We start from the raw sequence: 17,544 nt of genomic DNA, 5'->3' as shown, positions 1-17,544 counted from the left end.
GCTGCAATATGATCATTGAGAATTGCTGGCTGAATGCAATCGCGGCCCGTGGAGTTTGCCCATGGGCCAGCATGATGACGGTCATTGACAGCCAGCGCGGCGATCGGAACCGAGAGGCGGAACCGTGCGCGCGACGGCGCAGTGGGGCGAAGAAGGATGCAGCATGTTGCGGGGATTGATGCAGGACGCGCCGCTGCTGATCAGCGGAATATTGGAATATGCAGCGCGCGCGCACGGCAAGAGGGAGATCGTCTCGAAGGCTGTCGTGGAGCCGGTTTGGCGGTATGACTGGCACCGCTGCGATCAGCGTGCGCGTCAGGCTGCGCAGGCCCTTGGCGTCCTCGGGATTGCGACGGGCGACGGCGTCTCCTCGCTCGCCTGGAACACTCCCACCGCCACCTCGAACTCTTCTATGCGGCGCCGGGCATGGGCGCCGTATTGCACACCGCCAACCCGCGTCTCAGCGACAAGCAGATCGCCTTCACTATCGCTCATGCAGGGAGCCGCATTCTCTTCTTCGAGCCCAATCTAGCCGAGCTCGTCGCACGGCTGCGTCCTCTCCTTCCGGGTATCGAGCGCTATGTCCTTCTCGCGGAGCGCGGAACGATCGCGCCAGATGTTGCCGACACGTTGAACTACGAAGCGTTGCTGGCAAGCGAGGACGGAGCCCTCACCTGGATGAGCTTCGATGAAAAGGCAGCCGCATTTCTTTGCTACACTTCGGGGACGACGGGCGACCCCAAGGGCGTCCTATACAGCCACCGCTCAATCGTTCTTCACGGGATGGCGGCCGGTCTAAGCAGTGCCTTCGGGTTCAGCGCTTTTGATGTCATCATGCCCTGCTCGTCCATGTATCATGCAACGGCATGGGGACTTCCCTTCACGGCAGCGATCAACGGCTGCAAGCTAGTGCTTCCTTGTGACAGGATGGACGGTGCCAGTCTTGCCGACCTGATCAACGAAGAGGGCGTCACCTTTTCGGGTGGTGTGCCGACGATCTGGACCTTGTACCTCGCTCATCTCGACACTACGGGGACGGGGGTCGGCAATCTCAAGCGCCTCGTGATTGGGGGCTCGGCCGTCCCCCGGGCGATGGCCGAGACATTCCGAGCCAAATATGGTGTCACTGTGCTGCAGCTCTGGGGCATGACCGAAACCAATCCGCTCGGCGTGATTTCGACGCCCTCCCCGCTCCTGATGGCCGAAGGCGAGGATTTCGCGAACGACCTCCCGCTGACGAAGCAGGGTCGCATGCAATTTGGCATCGAACTGCGCATTATCGACGGCGATGGCACGCCGCTCCCCTGGGACGGTGAGCAGGCGGGTGCGCTCCAGGTCCGCGGACCGTGGGTCGTCGATCGCTATTTCCCCGATATTGAGGGCGCCGGGAGCGATGGCTGGTACGACACCGGGGACATCGGTACGATCGATCGCTTCGGCTTTCTCCGGCTGACCGACCGCGAGAAAGATGTGATCAAGTCCGGGGGCGAATGGATCAGCTCGATTGATATCGAGAATGCGGCGGTTGGGTACCCCGGCGTCCGGGTCCCGGCGGTCGTTGGCGTATATCATCCAAAATGGGAAGAGCGCCCCCTTCTCGTGATCGAAACGCATGAAGGTCAAGCCGTCACAGCCGACGCAATTCGCGCGCATCTGGAGACGAAGGTTGTTCGTTGGTGGCTGCCGGACGACATCCTGTTCGCGACAGTACCGCTCACTGCAACGGGAAAGATCGACAAAAAGGCCTTACGCGAAGCGTATCGTAACCAACTCGCCTAGATGAGATCACACTGCGTCCATTCCGTGCGAATGGCAGCGATCCTTTCAGGCGGGATAATTTCAGCGGGCCTCGTGAGTCTTGCATAAGCCCGGGCAATCTCGGTCGGGCTGTCCAAGGCAAAGCGCTCTACGCTTGCAGCGCGGTCAAGGTATGGCCAAGATGAGGCATGGCGTCGACCCAAAAAACCAAAGAACCAGCTTCCGGACGAACAGGGAGGCCCACTCGACAAGCCTCGCAAGCACTTTCGAGGAAAATTCTCCGTGTCGCCCGCGATGTCTTCTTTGCCGACGGATTCGGTCGTTCAACGGCTGAACGGATTGCTGCAAAAGCAGGCATCTCCAAGCGCACGTTGTACGCCCGTTACGGGGACAAAAAGCTGCTTTTCGAAGCGGCAATACTCATGGAAATCGAGGATCGGCTCTCCTTCCTTGAACAGCACGTTCCCGAACATGGCGACGTTCGGCTCGAGCTTGAAGAGCTGTCCGATGAACTGCTATCCTGGATGCTTACCGACATTCACGTCGCGTTGGAACGCGTTGTAATGGCTGAGGCTGCACGTTTTCCCGCTTTAGCGCGAAACCTTTACGAATTCGGCGTAGGACGCACGACGAGATTGGTGGCAGAGGTCTTGCGCAAAGCCGAGGAGAGGGGAGAAATCAGGGTGTCAGACGCGAATTTTGCTGCGGAGCAGTTTATCTCCAGCGTCATTTTGTCACCTTTTCGTCGGGCCGCTCTTGGAGTGGGAGTGACCAGTCACAATGAAACCTCTTCAGCCCGAATGAGGCAAGCTGTCGATCTATTTGTGTACGGCTGCCGCCCCTCCCTGAAGGGGAGCCACCCATAACATTCCCGCTTCATCTTGGGCTGGGCCGTTGTCCCGACTAAGTTTCCATTGGCTTCACGCTAGTTGATCGCCGCAGCCGTCCAACTCGCGATTTCGTCGGCCATTTCAAGGCTCGCGCGATCAAAGGCTTCGACGATACTCGAAACGCTATTTGCACTTGCTGACCTATCAAGGACGATGCGCGTGACTGCCAGTGGTTCCGATTCTTTGGATCGGCTTAGTTCCACTTGCGCGGCGATGCGAATGATCGGGGCCGCGTCGGGCCCCTGGTCGTAATAGGCTGCAAAAGAAGAAAGCCGTGCGGATAGGACGTAATGATCGGAAGCAACGCTCTGGACAGGGATATATGCGTGATCGATTTTGCGCGCTACGCTTCCGGCAATAGCCTCGCGGATCATCTCGGGCGCAGGCCTCATCCACCGTGCTTTGGCCAGATACGTGACTTCGCGATTCTCGATCGTGAGGATCCTGTCTCCATCGGCCCCAGGCGGAAGCGTCGGTCGCGTAATATACACCGGAATCCACTGTCGTGCAATTTCACGCTCCGGTACGGGCGTGCTACTGATCCGGTACAACGTCGATTTGCCGCCAGTTCCCAGAATATTCCCGCAACCAGAAAGGCAAATTAGCGCGCCCATCAGCAAAAACATTCTTGCAGAGATCGTTTTCATTGGGGGAGCTTCCTTTCACGAGGGGTCCGTCGTAGCTGGCCGGCGAGCTGCTCGATTTCCTGCGCCGCGCTATCGAGCGATTTCAAAGTTGCAGCAATCCCGGAGCCGTCGGGCGCCGCCAATCCACTCGCGGCGTCATCAAGCCTGTGAATGACCACCCTCGCCTCGGCGATCCCCTCTCGAAGATCTCGAGCGGCTGCCGAGACATCGGCAAACGTCTTGCGACCGTCGCCATCGATCGCCGTGCGCGCCGATGCGGCCGCGGCCTCGATATCGGCCGCCGCCCGGTCCAGGCGTGCAAACGCTTGTTCAGCCTTGCTGAACATTCCGCGACTAGATCGCAATTCCGCCGTGGTAGCTGTTACATTCGCAATAGCAGCCGAAACATTTTCGATATTCTCGTCGGACAAGGTCCGGTTGACCCTTTCCAGGGCCTGCGAAGCATCCGCCAACAATGCGCCACCTCCATCCATCAGGGATTGTAGCGAACTTTTTTCCGCCTTAATCACTGGGAGCGCTTCCTTGGAAACCTCCTTCAACAACGGCTTAGAGGGCGTCCCCGCACTGATCTGGATGTAGCTTCCGCCGGTTATGCCTTGCGACTCCGTCGCGGCGGTAGAATCGACGCGCACAGGCGTATCCTCGCGCAGGCGCACTCCTGCAAGCACCCTGTTTGGATTTCTGGGATCAAGACTAATACGCGTGATTTCTCCCACCGGAATTCCGTTGAACTGCACCTCGCCTCCCTCGCTCAGCCCGCGGACAGGACCATCGAAAATGATCCGATACTCGTCGAAATCACGCGCGAATTGGGATTGACCGAGCCAGAGGATGAAGCCGAAAGCCGCCGCTAGCAGAGCCAGCGTCAGGCCCCCAATCAGACCGTAGTTCGCGTCGCGTTCCATTAGCGGTTCCTTTCCTTGGCGCGCTCCGCCCGCCCTCCCAAAAACGCCCTGATCCAAGGATGGTCAGACCTCTCAAGTTCCGCGATTGGCGAAACCTCGACAATTTTCTGATCCGCAACCACGGCCACGCGGTCGCTGATGGAATACAGGCTGTCGAGATCATGGGTCACCATCACGACAGTAAGCCCCAGCGTGTCGCTCAGCGTCCGTATCAGCTGGTCAAATTCCGCGGCTGCGATCGGGTCGAGGCCCGAAGTGGGTTCGTCAAGGAACAGCAATTCTGGATCGAGCGCCAAGGCCCTCGCTACGCTTACACGTTTTCGCATTCCGCCTGAAAGTTCAGCGGGCATTTGCCGGCCCACCTCGGCATCGAGTCCGACAAGGCCGATTTTCATCAGAGCCACGGCCTCGAGCCACGGCTCTCTAAGACGGGTATGTTCGATGAGAGGAGCCTCGACATTTTCTTGCACACTAAGAGAAGAAAAAAGCGCGCCATTTTGAAACATGACGCCAATTCGGTGATTAATTTCCGTACGATCAAAGCGACTCCCAATTTTTTTCTGAAAGATTTCGATTGTCCCATGGCTAGGCGCAATCAGGCCCAAAATGGTGTTCATCAGGACGGATTTTCCACTACCGGACCCTCCGACGACACCAAGAATCTCGCCACGATGGACTTCTAGGTTCAAATCCTGGTGGATAATGTGATCGCCAAATCGGGTTTTAAGATTCTCCACCCGAATAACGACGTCCGGATCGCAAATCATATTTCGAGCACGTTGAAGAGAATTGCAAAGGCGGCATCCAGAAGGATGATTGCGAATAGCGCTTGGACAACGGCGACGGTCACCCGCCCGCCCAGATCCTCAACATCTCCGCGTACCGAAAGGCCGTGGCGACATCCGGCAAGCGCAATCACAATGGCCAGCACCGGTACTTTTGCCATTCCAACCCAGAAGTGTCGGATATCGACCGCAGCCGAGAGTCGTTCGGCGAAATATGTCGGGCTCACGTCGAGTATGCCCCAGCTGACGACAAGCCCGCCGGCCAACCCAGCCAGCATGGCAACAATCGCCAGGAGGGGCATAATTACAAGCAATGCCAATACGCGTGGCACAACCAGCGCGTCGAACAGGTCGATGCCCATCACCTTCATTGCCTGCGTCTCTTGATTCATTCGCATTGCGCCGATCTGGGCCGCGAAAGTGGAAGCGGACCGACCGGCAAGTAGTATCGCGGGAATGAGGACGCCGAACTCGCGGAGGACGGATATGCCAACCAGTTCGACGACCAGTTCCGATGCACCCAATGTCTTGAGCAGATCGCTTCCTATGAGAGCCACTACTGCGCCGATAAAGAATGTCATGATCGCTATGAGTGGCAGCGCATCGAAGCCGGCCTTCTGAATTGACGACGCCAGTGCGATCAGTCGCATCCTTTTGGGATGTGCAAGAGATTTCATGAGCGCCACCTCAAGTTGCCCGAGAAATCGAGCGCTTGCGCCGATTTCCTGGACAGCTCGATAAACTTTTTGGCCAAGACGCACGTGAAATGGGGGAGTTTTGATAGACGGGACATCGCGGTCGGCCATGGCCGAGCCCACCAGCGCGAACAGATCAGCAAGATTGGCGGGCAGGTCTGCGGTAAATGCCGCATTGGGTGCGAGAGTCAGGATGGCGAGCGCGCCTGCGCTGTCTATCCTTCCCAGGTTTCCGAAGTCGCTTGAGAAGGAGAGGTTCGAGGGACTCAGAACATGCCCGGAAAGGCCTGCGATCGAAATCGCTGTCCAGTCACCTTCAACGACCAACGTTGAAATGCCATCTCCTTCGCGAACGAAGATGTTCGGTGCTGTGCGCGCATTCATCGCAGCAAGTCTCCAACCGGTGTCGGGAGAGCGGATCGCCCGTGGCAACTTCCTCTCCCATAGCCCGTCGTCGAGCGGATCATGCCAGCAAGCGGGACCACTGACCCCACACATTTAACCATGCCGATCCACACATCGCGCCTTGCCTCAATGACATTATGTAGACGTCAGCGTAGCGTTATATCAGGTCGCTTGCAAGGAGTATGCTGCGCACAAATCGGCCGACAGATCGTTTGAATAAGCACAGGATACTCTTGCTAAGGTTAGATAAAATTGTCAGGTGAAATCCCTATGAGATTCTTTCTGAACCGATATCGCACCTTGGAGTTTATATTAACAACACTCGTAGGTGACATTAAATCTTTGCTTGCATTTGCCATCCCAGGCCGAGTGATTTTTGCAGGGCGATCCATGACAGCGTGAGCGCCGCCTTTCCCCGGACGAGGTCGGTTGCCGCCTGCTCCTGTTTGCGAAGCGTGCGATTTAGGTCAGCGCGCGAGATCACTCCGCCGGCAAATCGTTGTCGATCAAGATCGGCTGCGCCATCTGCCTGGGACTTGATCTGCGCGAACGCCACCAGGGCAGAGCGCTGCTGGCCAAAGCGCGACAACGCGCGCTCGGCGTCCTGAAGTGCAGAAAGCACTGTCTGTCGATAGTTGGCAACCGCCTCGGCACGGGCGGCGCTCGCCTGATCGACCGAGGCATCGACCCTTCCGAAATCGAGGAAGTTCCACTGCAGCTGCGGAATAGCGAGAATTGACGGGTTGCTCACATCAAAGAGATCGTCTGGCGACGTTCCGCCAAGTCCCAAGATTCCCATGAATGACAGCTTCGGAAATCGTGCGGCCTCCGCAACACCGATCCGAGCCGTTGCTGCCGCCAGGCTGCGTTCGGCCGCGCGGATGTCGGGCCGACGTGCGACAAGGTTTGAGGGGTCGCCCACCGCGACCTGTTCCGGCGGGAGGGGAACATCGAAGATCTGTTTCAGCGCTTCGTCCGTTGTCCCTGGGATCTGCCCAGCTAAAATGGCAAGCGCATCGAGCAATACCGCCGTGTCAGCTTCGGCCTCGGCGAGCTGAGACTTGAGCAACTCGAGCTCGGCATTTGCATTGCCGAGAGGGAACAGGGGCAAAACGCCTTGCTGATACCGTTGATAGGTTAGCGAGAGGATTTGATGCTGCAACTCGCACTCGGTTCGGTACGCTTTGGCTCGAAACTGGGCCTCGCGCAGGTTGACATAGGCATTGGCGACTTCGGCGGTCAGCTGGACCTTGGCATCCTCCACATTGGCAACCGCTGCCGCTGCCTGAGCGTTGCCGGCCTCGATCCGTCGCTGCGTTCCTCCTGCGAAATCCAGCTCCCAGTTAGCGTTGAGCCCGAGATTGTAGACACTGAGGCTATCATCCGCCTGTCCCTGCGGACTAACAGGCGCGCTCGCCGAAGGCGGGGCACTGTTCTGAATATCAAGGCCCGGCAAGCGGCCCTGAATAGCCGTCGCCTGGGTTCCAAGCGTCGGAAATCTTCCGGCCTTCTCCTGTCTCACGGATGCCCGCGCCTGCGCGATCCGCGCTTGCGCAGCCTGAAGCGAAGGATTGTCCGATAACGCGGCCTCGATAAGCCTGTTCAATTCCGGATCGTTCAAAAGGAGCCACCAATCTGCCAGCTCGGGCTCGGCATCGCTGACGTTACCGCCGGCACGGACAAAGCCGTCATTTCGGTTCGCCGAGAATACTTCTGGAGGCCCGGCGTAGTCTGGGCCCGCGACACAACCGGCCAGCAGAAACGAGGCGAGAAGCGATATTACAGATTTTTTTATCATATCAGGCTCAGTGCATCGAAAGGGAAACATTCCTGGGAAGCGGCTTCAAAAAGATGACCAAAGGAACGGTCATCAAGGTTAGGACGCCCATCGCCAAGAACACATCATTGTAGGTCATTACGAACGCGTCCCGCTGGATGGTCCGGCCTAGCATCGACATGGCACCCTCCATCCCGCCGAAGCTTTTCGCGAGTTCATCAAGATAAATCTGGAGCGAAACACTGTTGGCATTCAGCGTTTCTTCCATGCGCCGGCTATGGTGCCAGATCCGCTGGTCCTGAAACGAAGCCAGTCCGGCCAAAGCGAAAGATCCTCCGAGATTTCGAGCGGCGTTAAAAATACCGGAGGCATCGCCAGCATCTGTATTTGCCACTGAGGCTACGGTAGCCTGGTTCAGGAACATCATGGACAGAATCATGCCAACACCCCGAATAAGCTGGCTTTCGATGAATACGGCGCCCCCGGATTCCGCGGTGAGGCTTATGCTGACGAAACAGCTGGCCGCCATCAGAAGCATTGCGACTCCGACGGCAATGCGGATGTGGAGCCTACGGATCATTAAGGGCAGGATCGGCATAAGCACAAAGGCCGGAATACCCATCCAAAATATAACGAGCCCGGTTTGAAAAGCGTTATAATCCGATATGATCGCAAGAAATTGGGGAATGACGTAGGTCGAACCATACATCACCATTCCCAAGGCGAGAGCCATCACCGCAACGCTTCCGAATTGGCGATTGAGAAGGAGGCGGAGTTTCAGGACGGGCTTGGACGCATTCAGCTGCCCGTAGATCAGTGAAGCGAAACCGATGACGGCAATGAGGGCCAGCCAGCGAATAAGAGCGGATTCAAACCATTCCTCGCGATGCCCCTCCTCAAGCAACACAGTCAAAGCGCCCAACCCCAGAATCAGGCCGGCAATGCCCGCCCAATCAGCATCGGTCAGATACTCCCACTTCGGCTCTTCGTGAGGAAGCCCGACGAATAGCAGCAGCAGCAGCACAGCGCAGATTGGAACATTGACAAAGAAGGCATAGTGCCAGCTCAAATTTTCGGTCAGCCAGCCACCGATCAGCGGCCCCATGACCGGACCCAGAATCACTGTCATGCCGAACAGCGCCATGCCGATCGGCTGTTGATGGGGCGGCAATCTTTTCGCCACGATGGTCATCGCAGTCGGTATCAGCGCACCACCCATGAAACCCTGACCCGTGCGACCGATGATCATGGTCGTGAGGTCGGTCGCCATACCGCAAAGAATTGAAAAGCCGGTGAACGCGGAAACCGCAATGATGAGCAGATTTCGCAGTCCAAAAAGGCGTTCAAGCCAGGCGCTAAGCGGAATTACCACGATTTCGGCTACGAGAAATGCGGTGGCAATCCAGGTTCCCTCGGTGCCGCTGGCTCCGATTTCGCCCTGGATCACCGGAAGCGCGGAATTGACGATAGAGATATCGAGTGTTGCGAGCATGGCGCCAAGTGCGCCCGCTGCGACCGCTATCCACGCGGTGATATCGGCATTCCGCCTGTCTGCAGTCGGAGTACCAGAGGCGCTGTTCGATGCCAACTCGGCGGTCATTTGTCGGTACTCGAGATCTCTTTCAGCTCTCCGGCAGCATTTCGCGTGTCGACAACTGCCACAACCGACATGCCCGGGACGAGCAGACGACGCACTTTGGGCGAGGCTATTATCGCGATACGAACCGTTATCCGCTGAACAATCTTGGTGAAATTCCCTGTGGCGTTTTCGGGCGGCAGGATTGAAAATTCTGCTCCGGTTCCGGGGGAGATGCTCTCAACGCGTCCGGCAATCTCAAAGTCGGGAAGTGCGTCGACCTCGAGCTTGACCGGTTGCCCCGCCCGCAAAAGGCCGACCTGCGTCTCCTTGAAATTAGCGATGACGTAGATTTCGTTTACCGGAACCACCGTCATCAATCGCTGGCCGGGCTGAACGAATTGGCCGACCCTTACTGTTAGATCGCCAACGCGACCTCCCTTGCTGGCTCGCAGCAGGGTCGATGTGACATCTAGGTCGGCCGCTTCCAGCTGCGCGCGGGCCGCGTCAGCTTGGGCTTCGGTCTGGTCGATCTGTTTGAACAAGGTGGCCCTCCGACCGTTGGCGGCAGAGACTGCTGCCTGGGCAGCAACAAAGTCGGCGTGCGCTTGCTGCGCCTGTGTCTCATATTGTTGAAGCTTTTCTCGCGGCTCCGCACCGGTCGCGGCGAGGGGGCGATACCTCGCTACCTGCTCATTGGCGAGGTCGAGCGCCGCGCGCTTGGCGGCGAGTTGGGCCCGCGCCTGTCGAATCGCTGAGTCCTGTTCGGTTACTTGCGAGCGGATTGTGTCGGCGCCGGCCAGCGTCGCCGCAATCTGCGCACGCGCCTGTTGCGCCTGGGCTCTATAATCTCGCACATCCAGTTGCACGAGCGCCTCGCCGGGACTGACCCACCCGTTCTCAGAGACGAGCACCGCGTCCACGTATCCGGCCACTTTTGATGAAACCACAACGCTGTCGGCCGCGACATAGGCGTTGTCGGTCGACTGCATGTACTGCCCATAGGTGACATGCCTGTAATACCACCAACCACCTGCAATCAGCGCAGCAGTGATGGCTATGATGAGGATGAGGCGAAATTTGGGTTGCGATTTCAGGCTGGATGCGGGCGCGCGATCCTGTTCCCGCTCATTTGGTTCGTCGGTCATCTGCCTCTTTCGAAGGATTTTGGACATGTGCTAAGTCGCTTCATGGCGTGGCGTAGACCGTTCCATCCAGTTAGTAAAATCGTTTAGTAATTTGCGTTTTGGCATTCCCACGAAACGGACTAGGCAGCGGTATGAACGCAAATCTCGACACAATGCCGCCACGGCTTCGCGAAGGCGCCCTCACCGACGACGACCGTATGCTATATTTGATGGACGAGATTAGTCGGGGGGCGAGGCGCGCTTATGACGCACGGATTGCCAAGAGCGGCCTCAATCAGACGCAGTGGCGCATCATCGGACAACTTCTCCGCGAACCATCGTTGACGCAGGCCGGAATTGCCAAGCGACTAGAGTTGGAATCCGCCACGATCGGTCAAGCCGTCGCTGGCCTTTGTGAGAAAGGATTGATGGAAAGGCGACGAGCCAAAACGGACGGCCGGGCATGGCAGCTCATCCTGACCCAGGAGCTCGACAGGTTGTTGCCCCAACTGAGAGAATCCGCGGACGGGCTGCATAGGGTCTTATGGCGGAACGCCACGCGCGACGAAAAACGGACGTTGCTGGACATTCTTGTGCGGATTGCGTCGAATCTCGATCAGAGCCGGACCGATGCGGAATAGGACATATGCCTGGGTTCCGAGATAAACCGATAGGAGACATCGCACGCGCCGCCGAGATAGGACAGATTCTTGTCCGGCACGGCGCCAAAAGCCTGGCGGGCGCGCTCGGCGTCATTCCGCATCCTGCCAATTCAATCGATCCAGGTGAATTGCGGCCGGCGGCGGTCGTCGCACTCCTGCGCGACATTGGTCCGGTCGGAATAAAGCTTGGACAGCTGCTGGCGACGCGCAGCGATCTGTTTTCCAGGTCCTGGATTGCTGCCTTCGCGACGCTCCACGATCAGGTTTCTCCGGTGCCATTCGAAGAAATCGAGCCCATCCTTGCCGCAAGCTGGGGAGCTGACTGGCGAGGGGAATTCACCCAATTCGATGAACAACCACTGGCTTCGGCTTCGGTAGCGCAGACCTACTCTGCTTCGCTGCTCGACGGCGCCGGCGTTATCATAAAGGTGCGGCGTCCGGGCACTGCTGCGCGAATGGAGGCCGATGTGCGGCTGCTGTCGCGCCTCGCCGCCGTTGCCGAGGATCGATCCCCTGAAATCGCCCGCTATCGCCCCGTAGAGTTCCTGCGAACCTTTGGCAGAAATCTTGCCTGGGAAATGGATCTGGCAGCCGAAGCTCGTGCATGCGAGCGTATCGGTGGCTATCTTGACACGCTTGGGATCAAGACTCCAACAATTCATTGGGAACTGACGGGGATACGGGTCAACGTCCAGGAGCGGCTGTATGGAACGCCCGCGTCTGCGCTCGAGGCCGGCTCGACCGACCCACGCGTGGCGGCGTTCGCGAGACAATATGCGAATGCAGTCCTGCGCATGATCATTCTGAATGGCGAATTCCATGGCGATCCGCATCCGGGCAATGTTTTCCTTATCGGGGAACAGGATGTGGGCTTTATCGACTTTGGATCGGTCGGCACTCTCACGAAGGCGAGACGCGAGGAGCTGGTGCGACTTGTCATGGCTATAGCCGACGAGGACACAGCCGACGTCGCGAACGTGTTGCTCGAATGGGCCGGAAATCCAAAAGTTGACCGTGATGGGCTCACCCAGAATTTGGACCAGCTGATAGGTGAATTCAGAGGAACCGTCCTTTCGGGGATTGAGTTCTCGCATATTTTCAGCCGCGTGTTCGATCTCCTGCGAGACTATCAGCTCGCACTTCCGCCTGATCTGGCGATCCTTCTTCGAACATTGCTCACGGCGGAGGGGTTTGCGCGTTCCTTTGCGCCTGGTTATAATATTGGGGAGGAAACACGCCCCATCATGTTGGAGCTGTTCGCGGAAAGATTCTCTCTCGGCCGAAATCAGCCCAATCTAAAAAAAGTTCGCCGAAAACTCCTCGCCTTGGCGGCGGTCATGCCCGACCTTCTCGATAACGCCGCCGTGATCGCCAAGTCCGGGTACGTGCCTGTCCAGATCGATCCGGCCAGTTTTGAACGGCTTGCAGCCATTCGCCGCGCGAGCCAGCCTGTCAAAGGTCCTGTGGCGGCCGCACTTATCGTCTCCGCGGCGCTGCTTGCGAATCAGTCCTGGGTGCTTGCAAGTGTTGCACTGGCTCTTGCCGGGTTGGTTCTTCTGCGCAAATGGCGATAAGATCGTTGCTCAGCCTGAACGGGCCAGCGTCCAATATCAGGCCAATTCAAACTGGAGTTTATGATGACCCTGCAGAAGCCAGTCAATCCGGTCCCCGCAGCCACCATGCTGTTGCTTCGCGACGAGCCGGAGTTCCAGGTGCTGATGGTCAAGCGGCATCACCAGATCGATTTTGCATCCGGCGCGCTGGTCTTTCCGGGTGGAAAGCCTTCTGCTGCCGATGAAGCGCCTGAATGGGCCGATTATTGCAGGGGTTGGAAAACGCTAGATCCTACGCAGCGCACCCTCCGGATTGCCGCGATTCGTGAAGCCTTTGAGGAAGCAGGCATCCTGCTGGCCGATCATCGCGACGGTAGCGAGTTCGAGGATATTTGCGATCTTGAAAGCCGCAAAGCCGTCGAGCGAGGCGAGCGCGAATTTTTCGACATTGTGCGTGAGGCCGATGTGCAACTGCGCCTTGATCGCCTGAGCGAGTTCGCGCGGTGGATCACGCCCAGCTTTATGCAAAAGCGCTTCGACACTCATTTCTTCGTCGTTCGCGCCCCAGAGCGCCAGATCGCAGCATGTGATGGATATGAAACCGTTGATGCGGAATGGCTTTCGCCAAGCAAAGCCCTGAAACTGGGTGTCAGCGGTGAACGAACGATCATCTTTCCTACGAGATTGAACCTGCAACTGCTAGCCGAAGCTGCGAGCGCAGACGATTGCGTCGCGCGGGCCAAGGCTCGCGAAATCGTGCCGGTCCTTCCAGAAGTCATCCAGCGAGACGGCACGAACATCCTCACTATTCCCGCCAACGCGGGATACGGCGCAGCGTATGAAATTTTAAGTTGAAAGGCACTGTTGGCACGCCCCCCTCGACTCGCGGGCGCACGAGAGCTAGGTCAGCACAGATCCGCCATTTGATGCTGGGACCTCTGAAAGGTAGCGAGTACCTCCTGGTTGAGCTCTACTCGCGATTTCAGACAGTCGAGCGTCGTGTGAAACACGCGTCACGCAGGCATGTCAGTATTGCTGCTCGGGAACATGCAGAATCAGACCTTCCACCAAGGGCTCGATGGGAATCTGGCAAGCGAGGCGACTATATTCGTTCGCCCCTTCCGCAAACTGCAGGAGGTCTGCCTCCGCACCGCCTTCGGCCAAGCGGCCGACCTTGTCGATCCAGGCCGGATCCACAAACACATGGCAGGTTGCACAAGCGCACACCCCGCCGCAATCACCGTCGATGCCCGGCACATCGTTGAACAGCGCCGCTTCGCGCGCTGTCTCACCTTCGGCTATGTCGACTGCCCTCCGCGTTCCATCGCTGGAAACGAACGTCACTTTGACCATATCAAGCTCCGCTTTTTTTGAATCAGCCAATCAGCGGGCGTGGAGCCTCACCGGCAGTTTCGTAATCCCTCGCACTAGGTTCGAGAACAGGCGCTCGGGTTCACCGGTCACTTCGATCTTCGCGAACCGCTTGTGGATCTCTTCCCAGATGATCCGTAGTTGCAGTTCTGCGAGCCGGTTGCCCATACAGCGATGAATGCCATAGCCGAAAGACAGATGATGCCGTGGGTTCTTACGGTCTATGATGAACTCGTCCGCCCTGTCGATGACCGTCTCGTCGCGGTTACCCGACAGGTACCACATCACAACCTTGTCGCCTTTTCTGATCTTCTTGCCGCCGATCTCCCAATCTTGCAGCGCCGTGCGGCGCATATGGGTCAGCGGTGTCTGCCAGCGGATGATCTCTGGCACCATGCTAGTGATGAGCCCAGGATCGTTATTCAATTTCAAATACGCGTCCGGGTTCTGGTTCAGTGCCAGGACACCACCGCTGATCGAGTTGCGCGTGGTGTCATTGCCGCCCACGATAAGCAGCAAGAGGTTGCCCAGAAACTCCAGGAAGGGCATGTCCCGTGTCGCCGGAGAATGCGCCATCATGGAGATCAGGTCATTCTTCGGCTCCGCATTGATGCGCTGCTCCCACAGACCCTTGAAATACATTGCGCATTCGATCAGCTCTGCGCGCCGCGCCTCATAGGATGCGACGATCCCAGTTTCAGGGGCGGCCGTTGTGACGTCGGACCAGCGCGTGAGCTTGCGGCGTTCCTCCCACGGGAAGTCGAACAGGGTCGCAAGGGTCATTGTGGTCAATTCGACCGCCACCTTATCAACCCAATCAATATCTTCGCCGACCGGCAAGTCGTCGAGGATTTGGCATGCTCGTTCGCGGATAGTTGGCTCAAGCAGCAGCAAGTTGGACGGCGCGACCGCACCAGTAACGGCCTTTCGTTGCTGGTTGTGCTTTGGTGGGTCCATCGCGATGAACATTTCAAGTTCAAGCGCGCTTTTCGCCGAGTGCATGTCCTCGATGGCGATACCGCCGAGCTTCGCCTCTGACGAAAATACCTTATGGTTGGTGTCCACGGCCATGATGTCGTCGAACTTTGTAATCGACCAATATGGTCCGACATAGCTTTCGCGGCAGTAGTGGACCGGCTCCTCTCGGCGAAGCCGCTCGAAGAACAGGCCGACCGTGTCTTTCTGGAAAAGGCTCGGACGCGCAACATCAATCTCGTCGATCGGGATGAAAGCGACCTTTTCGCGGATATTCGGCTCCACCATGTCGGTATCCATGTCGCGCCCTTCGTCGATAACAGCACAATTGCCCTACTTGAAATCGTAAATCCCTTCTGAGGCTCAGTCAATAATGCTTATAAGGTTTTATCATTTTTTTGCATCTGAAACATTTTTATCTCACGACCATGGACATAAACGGAACTTAAATCTTATAAGGCTTCGTGACAGGGGTGAGGCAGAGTGATGTTGCTGAAAGTCGAAAACGCGAAGAAAGCTAAGCGCGCACTCTCGCTTGCCCAGCACATCGTTCGCGATATCGAGGCAGGTGCACACGCCCCGGGCGACAGGTTGCCGCGTGAGGAAGAAATGCTTGCGCGATATGATGTCGCGCGAGCGACCTTGCGCGAAGCGCTCCGCTTCCTTGAGCTCCAGGGCGTTATCCATCTTCAGCTGGGCCGTAGCGGCGGTCCGGTGGTTGCGCGTCCGCAGACCGGCGACTTTGCAAACAGTCTCTCGCTAATTCTGCATTTCATGGACGCCGACCTCAGAGGCCTGCTCGAACTACGTGAAGCGATCGCCGCGGATGTTGCCGCCTACGCCGCCCAGCGCGCGACTACCGGCGACCTGAGCGCACTCGCCGATTGCCTCAAAGAGCTGGAACGAAATGAAGCCGGAGGCCAGTTCGAGGAACTGAACCGTCGTTTTCATGACCTTCTCGGCTGGGCCAGCGGCAATCCATTGTTCGGGCTATTAACGTCGACGCTGCATTTAATTACGCGCGAATTCTCTCACTCACTTGGCTATTCGGCGCAGGAGCGAGCGGTCCAATTGCGATTCCTCCGCCGTGTCCTCGAAGCAGTACGCACCGGGGATTCCGAAGCGGCGCGTCAGGCCATGGCCCGGCTCGTCTCGGGATCCGCGTCCTATCTGGCAGAGCGAAGCCCCGAGCTTGTATCCCAGCGTGTCAGGTGGGGGCAGATTTAGAAAATTGCGTCTGATCGGGCGCGGAACGGAGAGGGTAGGATAATGGCGCTGAAGAGCCCTGTTTGCAAAATTCTCGGGATCGAATATCCGATTCTTCTGGCTGGAATGGGCGGGGCGAGCGTGCCTGCACTCGCTGCCGCGGTGTCGAACGCAGGCGGACTTGGTGTTCTCGGCGCTGCCGCATGCTCGCCCGACCAGTTACGTAGCTGGATCAGGCAAACCCGCGAGATGACCGACATGCCTTTTGGGGTCGATACCTTGCTGCCGGCGTCTGTCAGGCGCGGTTCGGCGCCGGAGAGCGGAGGTGTAGCAGAAAACCCCCTGGCTTTGCTCGGCGAATATCAGGAGTTCACCCGCGAATTCATGGAGCGCGAGCATTTGCCCGCAGTGGACGCCGCCACGGCGATGCGCGCGGCGGGCGCCCCGGACATGGGCAAGGGCGGACTGCAGCTGTTCTCGCGGGAGTTCTTCGAAGCGCAGATGGAAGTAATCATCGAAGAAAAAGTGCCGGTCTATGCCGCAGGCCTTGGCAATCCCGAACCGTGGATGGAACGCCTTCATGCCAATGGCACCAAGGTCATGGCGGTGATCGGAAAGGTCAAGCACGCCCTGCAGGTAGTGGAATCGGGTATCGACCTGATCGTCGCGCAGGGTCACGACGGCGGCGGCCACAACTCTCCTGTCGGAACCTTCTCGCTGATTCCGCAAGTGGTTGATGCAGTCGGCGATCGTGTTCCCGTAATCGGTGCGGGAGGAATAGCCGATGGTCGCGGAGTCGCCGCAGCGATGATGCTCGGCGCCCAGGGGGCGTGGATCGGATCGGCGTTCCTCGCAACCGACGAAGCAGGTATCGAACAATTTCAGAAAGAAGCCATCACCGAAAGCGGCGATGCCGATACGGTGGTCAGCCGATCGCTAACGGGCAAGCCTGCCCGGATGATTCGGAACAAATGGGCCGATGCTTGGGTGGCGGCCGGCAAAGAGCCGCTTCCGATGCCTTATCAGTCGATGGTTTCGGGGCCTGTCATGGCTTCTGGCATCAAGGCCGCACGCAAGGACATCATGCCCGGCTTCGCAGGCCAGGGGATTGGTCTGATCGATGCGATCCGCCCAGCGGCAGTCGTGATGCGCGACCTTATAGAGGGCGCGGAGAGAGCATTGGCCGGCGCCGGAACTCATTTCTGACCGGCG

At 58.1% G+C, this 17,544-nt stretch carries 16 protein-coding genes; 7 read left to right on the top strand and 9 right to left on the bottom strand.

The features are described from left to right. Positions 1–426 precede the first annotated feature (426 nt). Together FG95_RS17995 and FG95_RS17990 are read left to right on the top strand one after the other, a co-directional pair. A complete protein-coding gene (locus tag FG95_RS17995) occupies positions 427–1,779 on the top strand; it encodes an AMP-binding protein (protein ID WP_231732773.1) in 1,353 nt (450 codons plus the stop codon). Positions 1,780–1,946: 167 nt separating this feature from the next. After that, complete coding sequence (locus FG95_RS17990) at positions 1,947–2,624, top strand: TetR/AcrR family transcriptional regulator (protein ID WP_037557613.1); 678 nt, start codon at positions 1,947–1,949, stop codon at positions 2,622–2,624. 59 nt (positions 2,625–2,683) lie between these two features. Here the strand turns inward: FG95_RS17990 and FG95_RS17985 are convergent, their stop codons facing one another. The 7 genes from FG95_RS17985 to FG95_RS17955 form a co-directional block, all read right to left on the bottom strand. Further along, a complete protein-coding gene (locus FG95_RS17985; protein WP_058801017.1) occupies positions 2,684–3,295 on the bottom strand; it encodes an ABC-type transport auxiliary lipoprotein family protein in 612 nt (203 codons plus the stop codon). Further along, entirely contained in the window at positions 3,292–4,200 is a 909-nt protein-coding gene (locus FG95_RS17980) for an MlaD family protein (RefSeq protein ID WP_037557611.1), read from the bottom strand. Before FG95_RS17980 ends, FG95_RS17985 begins: the two co-directional genes overlap by 4 nt. Beyond that, entirely contained in the window at positions 4,200–4,967 is a 768-nt protein-coding gene (locus FG95_RS17975; RefSeq protein ID WP_037557610.1) for an ABC transporter ATP-binding protein, read from the bottom strand. Before FG95_RS17975 ends, FG95_RS17980 begins: the two co-directional genes overlap by 1 nt. Then, the gene (locus tag FG95_RS17970; protein ID WP_161786578.1) at positions 4,964–6,112 is read right to left on the bottom strand and encodes an MlaE family ABC transporter permease; all 1,149 of its coding nucleotides are present in this window, start codon (positions 6,110–6,112) and stop codon (positions 4,964–4,966) included. Before FG95_RS17970 ends, FG95_RS17975 begins: the two co-directional genes overlap by 4 nt. Positions 6,113–6,419: 307 nt before the next feature. Beyond that, on the bottom strand, positions 6,420–7,883 hold the full coding sequence (locus FG95_RS17965) for an efflux transporter outer membrane subunit (protein WP_037557608.1): 1,464 nt from the start codon (positions 7,881–7,883) through the stop codon (positions 6,420–6,422). Positions 7,884–7,890: 7 nt separating this feature from the next. After that, complete coding sequence (locus FG95_RS17960; RefSeq protein ID WP_137752007.1) at positions 7,891–9,462, bottom strand: MDR family MFS transporter; 1,572 nt, start codon at positions 9,460–9,462, stop codon at positions 7,891–7,893. Then, a complete protein-coding gene (locus tag FG95_RS17955) occupies positions 9,459–10,586 on the bottom strand; it encodes an HlyD family secretion protein (RefSeq protein ID WP_037557697.1) in 1,128 nt (375 codons plus the stop codon). Before FG95_RS17955 ends, FG95_RS17960 begins: the two co-directional genes overlap by 4 nt. Before the next feature lie 131 nt (positions 10,587–10,717). Between FG95_RS17955 and FG95_RS17950 the strand changes: the two genes are divergently transcribed. Genes FG95_RS17950 through FG95_RS17940 form a run of 3 tightly spaced genes read left to right on the top strand, consistent with a single transcriptional unit; the run spans position 10,718 to position 13,635 of the window. Further along, a complete protein-coding gene (locus FG95_RS17950; protein WP_052182484.1) occupies positions 10,718–11,206 on the top strand; it encodes a MarR family winged helix-turn-helix transcriptional regulator in 489 nt (162 codons plus the stop codon). A 5-nt stretch (positions 11,207–11,211) separates the two neighbouring features. Beyond that, complete coding sequence (locus FG95_RS17945) at positions 11,212–12,801, top strand: ABC1 kinase family protein (protein WP_037557607.1); 1,590 nt, start codon at positions 11,212–11,214, stop codon at positions 12,799–12,801. Between the two features lie 60 nt (positions 12,802–12,861). Beyond that, the gene (locus FG95_RS17940; RefSeq protein ID WP_197410089.1) at positions 12,862–13,635 is read left to right on the top strand and encodes an NUDIX domain-containing protein; all 774 of its coding nucleotides are present in this window, start codon (positions 12,862–12,864) and stop codon (positions 13,633–13,635) included. Between the two features lie 171 nt (positions 13,636–13,806). On the opposite strand, the gene FG95_RS20360 is transcribed toward FG95_RS17940, so the two are convergent. Together FG95_RS20360 and FG95_RS17930 are read right to left on the bottom strand one after the other, a co-directional pair. Then, positions 13,807–14,163 (bottom strand): 2Fe-2S iron-sulfur cluster-binding protein, encoded by a 357-nt coding sequence (locus FG95_RS20360; RefSeq protein ID WP_231729244.1) that lies wholly within the window; start codon positions 14,161–14,163, stop codon positions 13,807–13,809. Further along, positions 14,164–15,426, bottom strand: a complete 1,263-nt coding sequence (locus FG95_RS17930; protein ID WP_037557605.1) for a cytochrome P450 — start codon at positions 15,424–15,426, stop codon at positions 14,164–14,166. Between the two features lie 186 nt (positions 15,427–15,612). Here FG95_RS17930 and FG95_RS17925 point away from each other — a divergent pair, with 186 nt between their 5' ends. Beyond that, complete coding sequence (locus tag FG95_RS17925; protein ID WP_037557604.1) at positions 15,613–16,353, top strand: FadR/GntR family transcriptional regulator; 741 nt, start codon at positions 15,613–15,615, stop codon at positions 16,351–16,353. Positions 16,354–16,395: 42 nt separating this feature from the next. Continuing rightward, positions 16,396–17,538, top strand: a complete 1,143-nt coding sequence (locus FG95_RS17920; protein WP_037557602.1) for an NAD(P)H-dependent flavin oxidoreductase — start codon at positions 16,396–16,398, stop codon at positions 17,536–17,538. Positions 17,539–17,544 lie beyond the last annotated feature (6 nt).

The organism is Sphingopyxis sp. LC363, from assembly GCF_000756385.1.
Lineage (GTDB): Bacteria > Pseudomonadota > Alphaproteobacteria > Sphingomonadales > Sphingomonadaceae > Sphingopyxis.
Note: the sequence above shows the minus strand (reverse complement) of the source record. Positions and strands in the feature narration are given on the sequence as shown.

Excerpts from the sequence above, each read along its gene's own strand:
- FG95_RS17995 (WP_231732773.1), top strand. The coding sequence starts at position 427 with ATGGGCGCCGTATTGCACACCGCCAACCCGCGTCTCAGCGACAAGCAG.
- FG95_RS17990 (WP_037557613.1), top strand. The coding sequence starts at position 1,947 with ATGGCGTCGACCCAAAAAACCAAAGAACCAGCTTCCGGACGAACAGGG.
- FG95_RS17985 (WP_058801017.1), bottom strand. The coding sequence starts at position 3,295 with ATGAAAACGATCTCTGCAAGAATGTTTTTGCTGATGGGCGCGCTAATT.
- FG95_RS17980 (WP_037557611.1), bottom strand. The coding sequence starts at position 4,200 with ATGGAACGCGACGCGAACTACGGTCTGATTGGGGGCCTGACGCTGGCT.
- FG95_RS17975 (WP_037557610.1), bottom strand. The coding sequence starts at position 4,967 with ATGATTTGCGATCCGGACGTCGTTATTCGGGTGGAGAATCTTAAAACC.
- FG95_RS17965 (WP_037557608.1), bottom strand. The coding sequence starts at position 7,883 with ATGATAAAAAAATCTGTAATATCGCTTCTCGCCTCGTTTCTGCTGGCC.
- FG95_RS17960 (WP_137752007.1), bottom strand. The coding sequence starts at position 9,462 with ATGACCGCCGAGTTGGCATCGAACAGCGCCTCTGGTACTCCGACTGCA.
- FG95_RS17955 (WP_037557697.1), bottom strand. The coding sequence starts at position 10,586 with ATGACCGACGAACCAAATGAGCGGGAACAGGATCGCGCGCCCGCATCC.
- FG95_RS17950 (WP_052182484.1), top strand. The coding sequence starts at position 10,718 with ATGAACGCAAATCTCGACACAATGCCGCCACGGCTTCGCGAAGGCGCC.
- FG95_RS17945 (WP_037557607.1), top strand. The coding sequence starts at position 11,212 with ATGCCTGGGTTCCGAGATAAACCGATAGGAGACATCGCACGCGCCGCC.
- FG95_RS17940 (WP_197410089.1), top strand. The coding sequence starts at position 12,862 with ATGATGACCCTGCAGAAGCCAGTCAATCCGGTCCCCGCAGCCACCATG.
- FG95_RS17930 (WP_037557605.1), bottom strand. The coding sequence starts at position 15,426 with ATGGATACCGACATGGTGGAGCCGAATATCCGCGAAAAGGTCGCTTTC.
- FG95_RS17925 (WP_037557604.1), top strand. The coding sequence starts at position 15,613 with ATGTTGCTGAAAGTCGAAAACGCGAAGAAAGCTAAGCGCGCACTCTCG.
- FG95_RS17920 (WP_037557602.1), top strand. The coding sequence starts at position 16,396 with ATGGCGCTGAAGAGCCCTGTTTGCAAAATTCTCGGGATCGAATATCCG.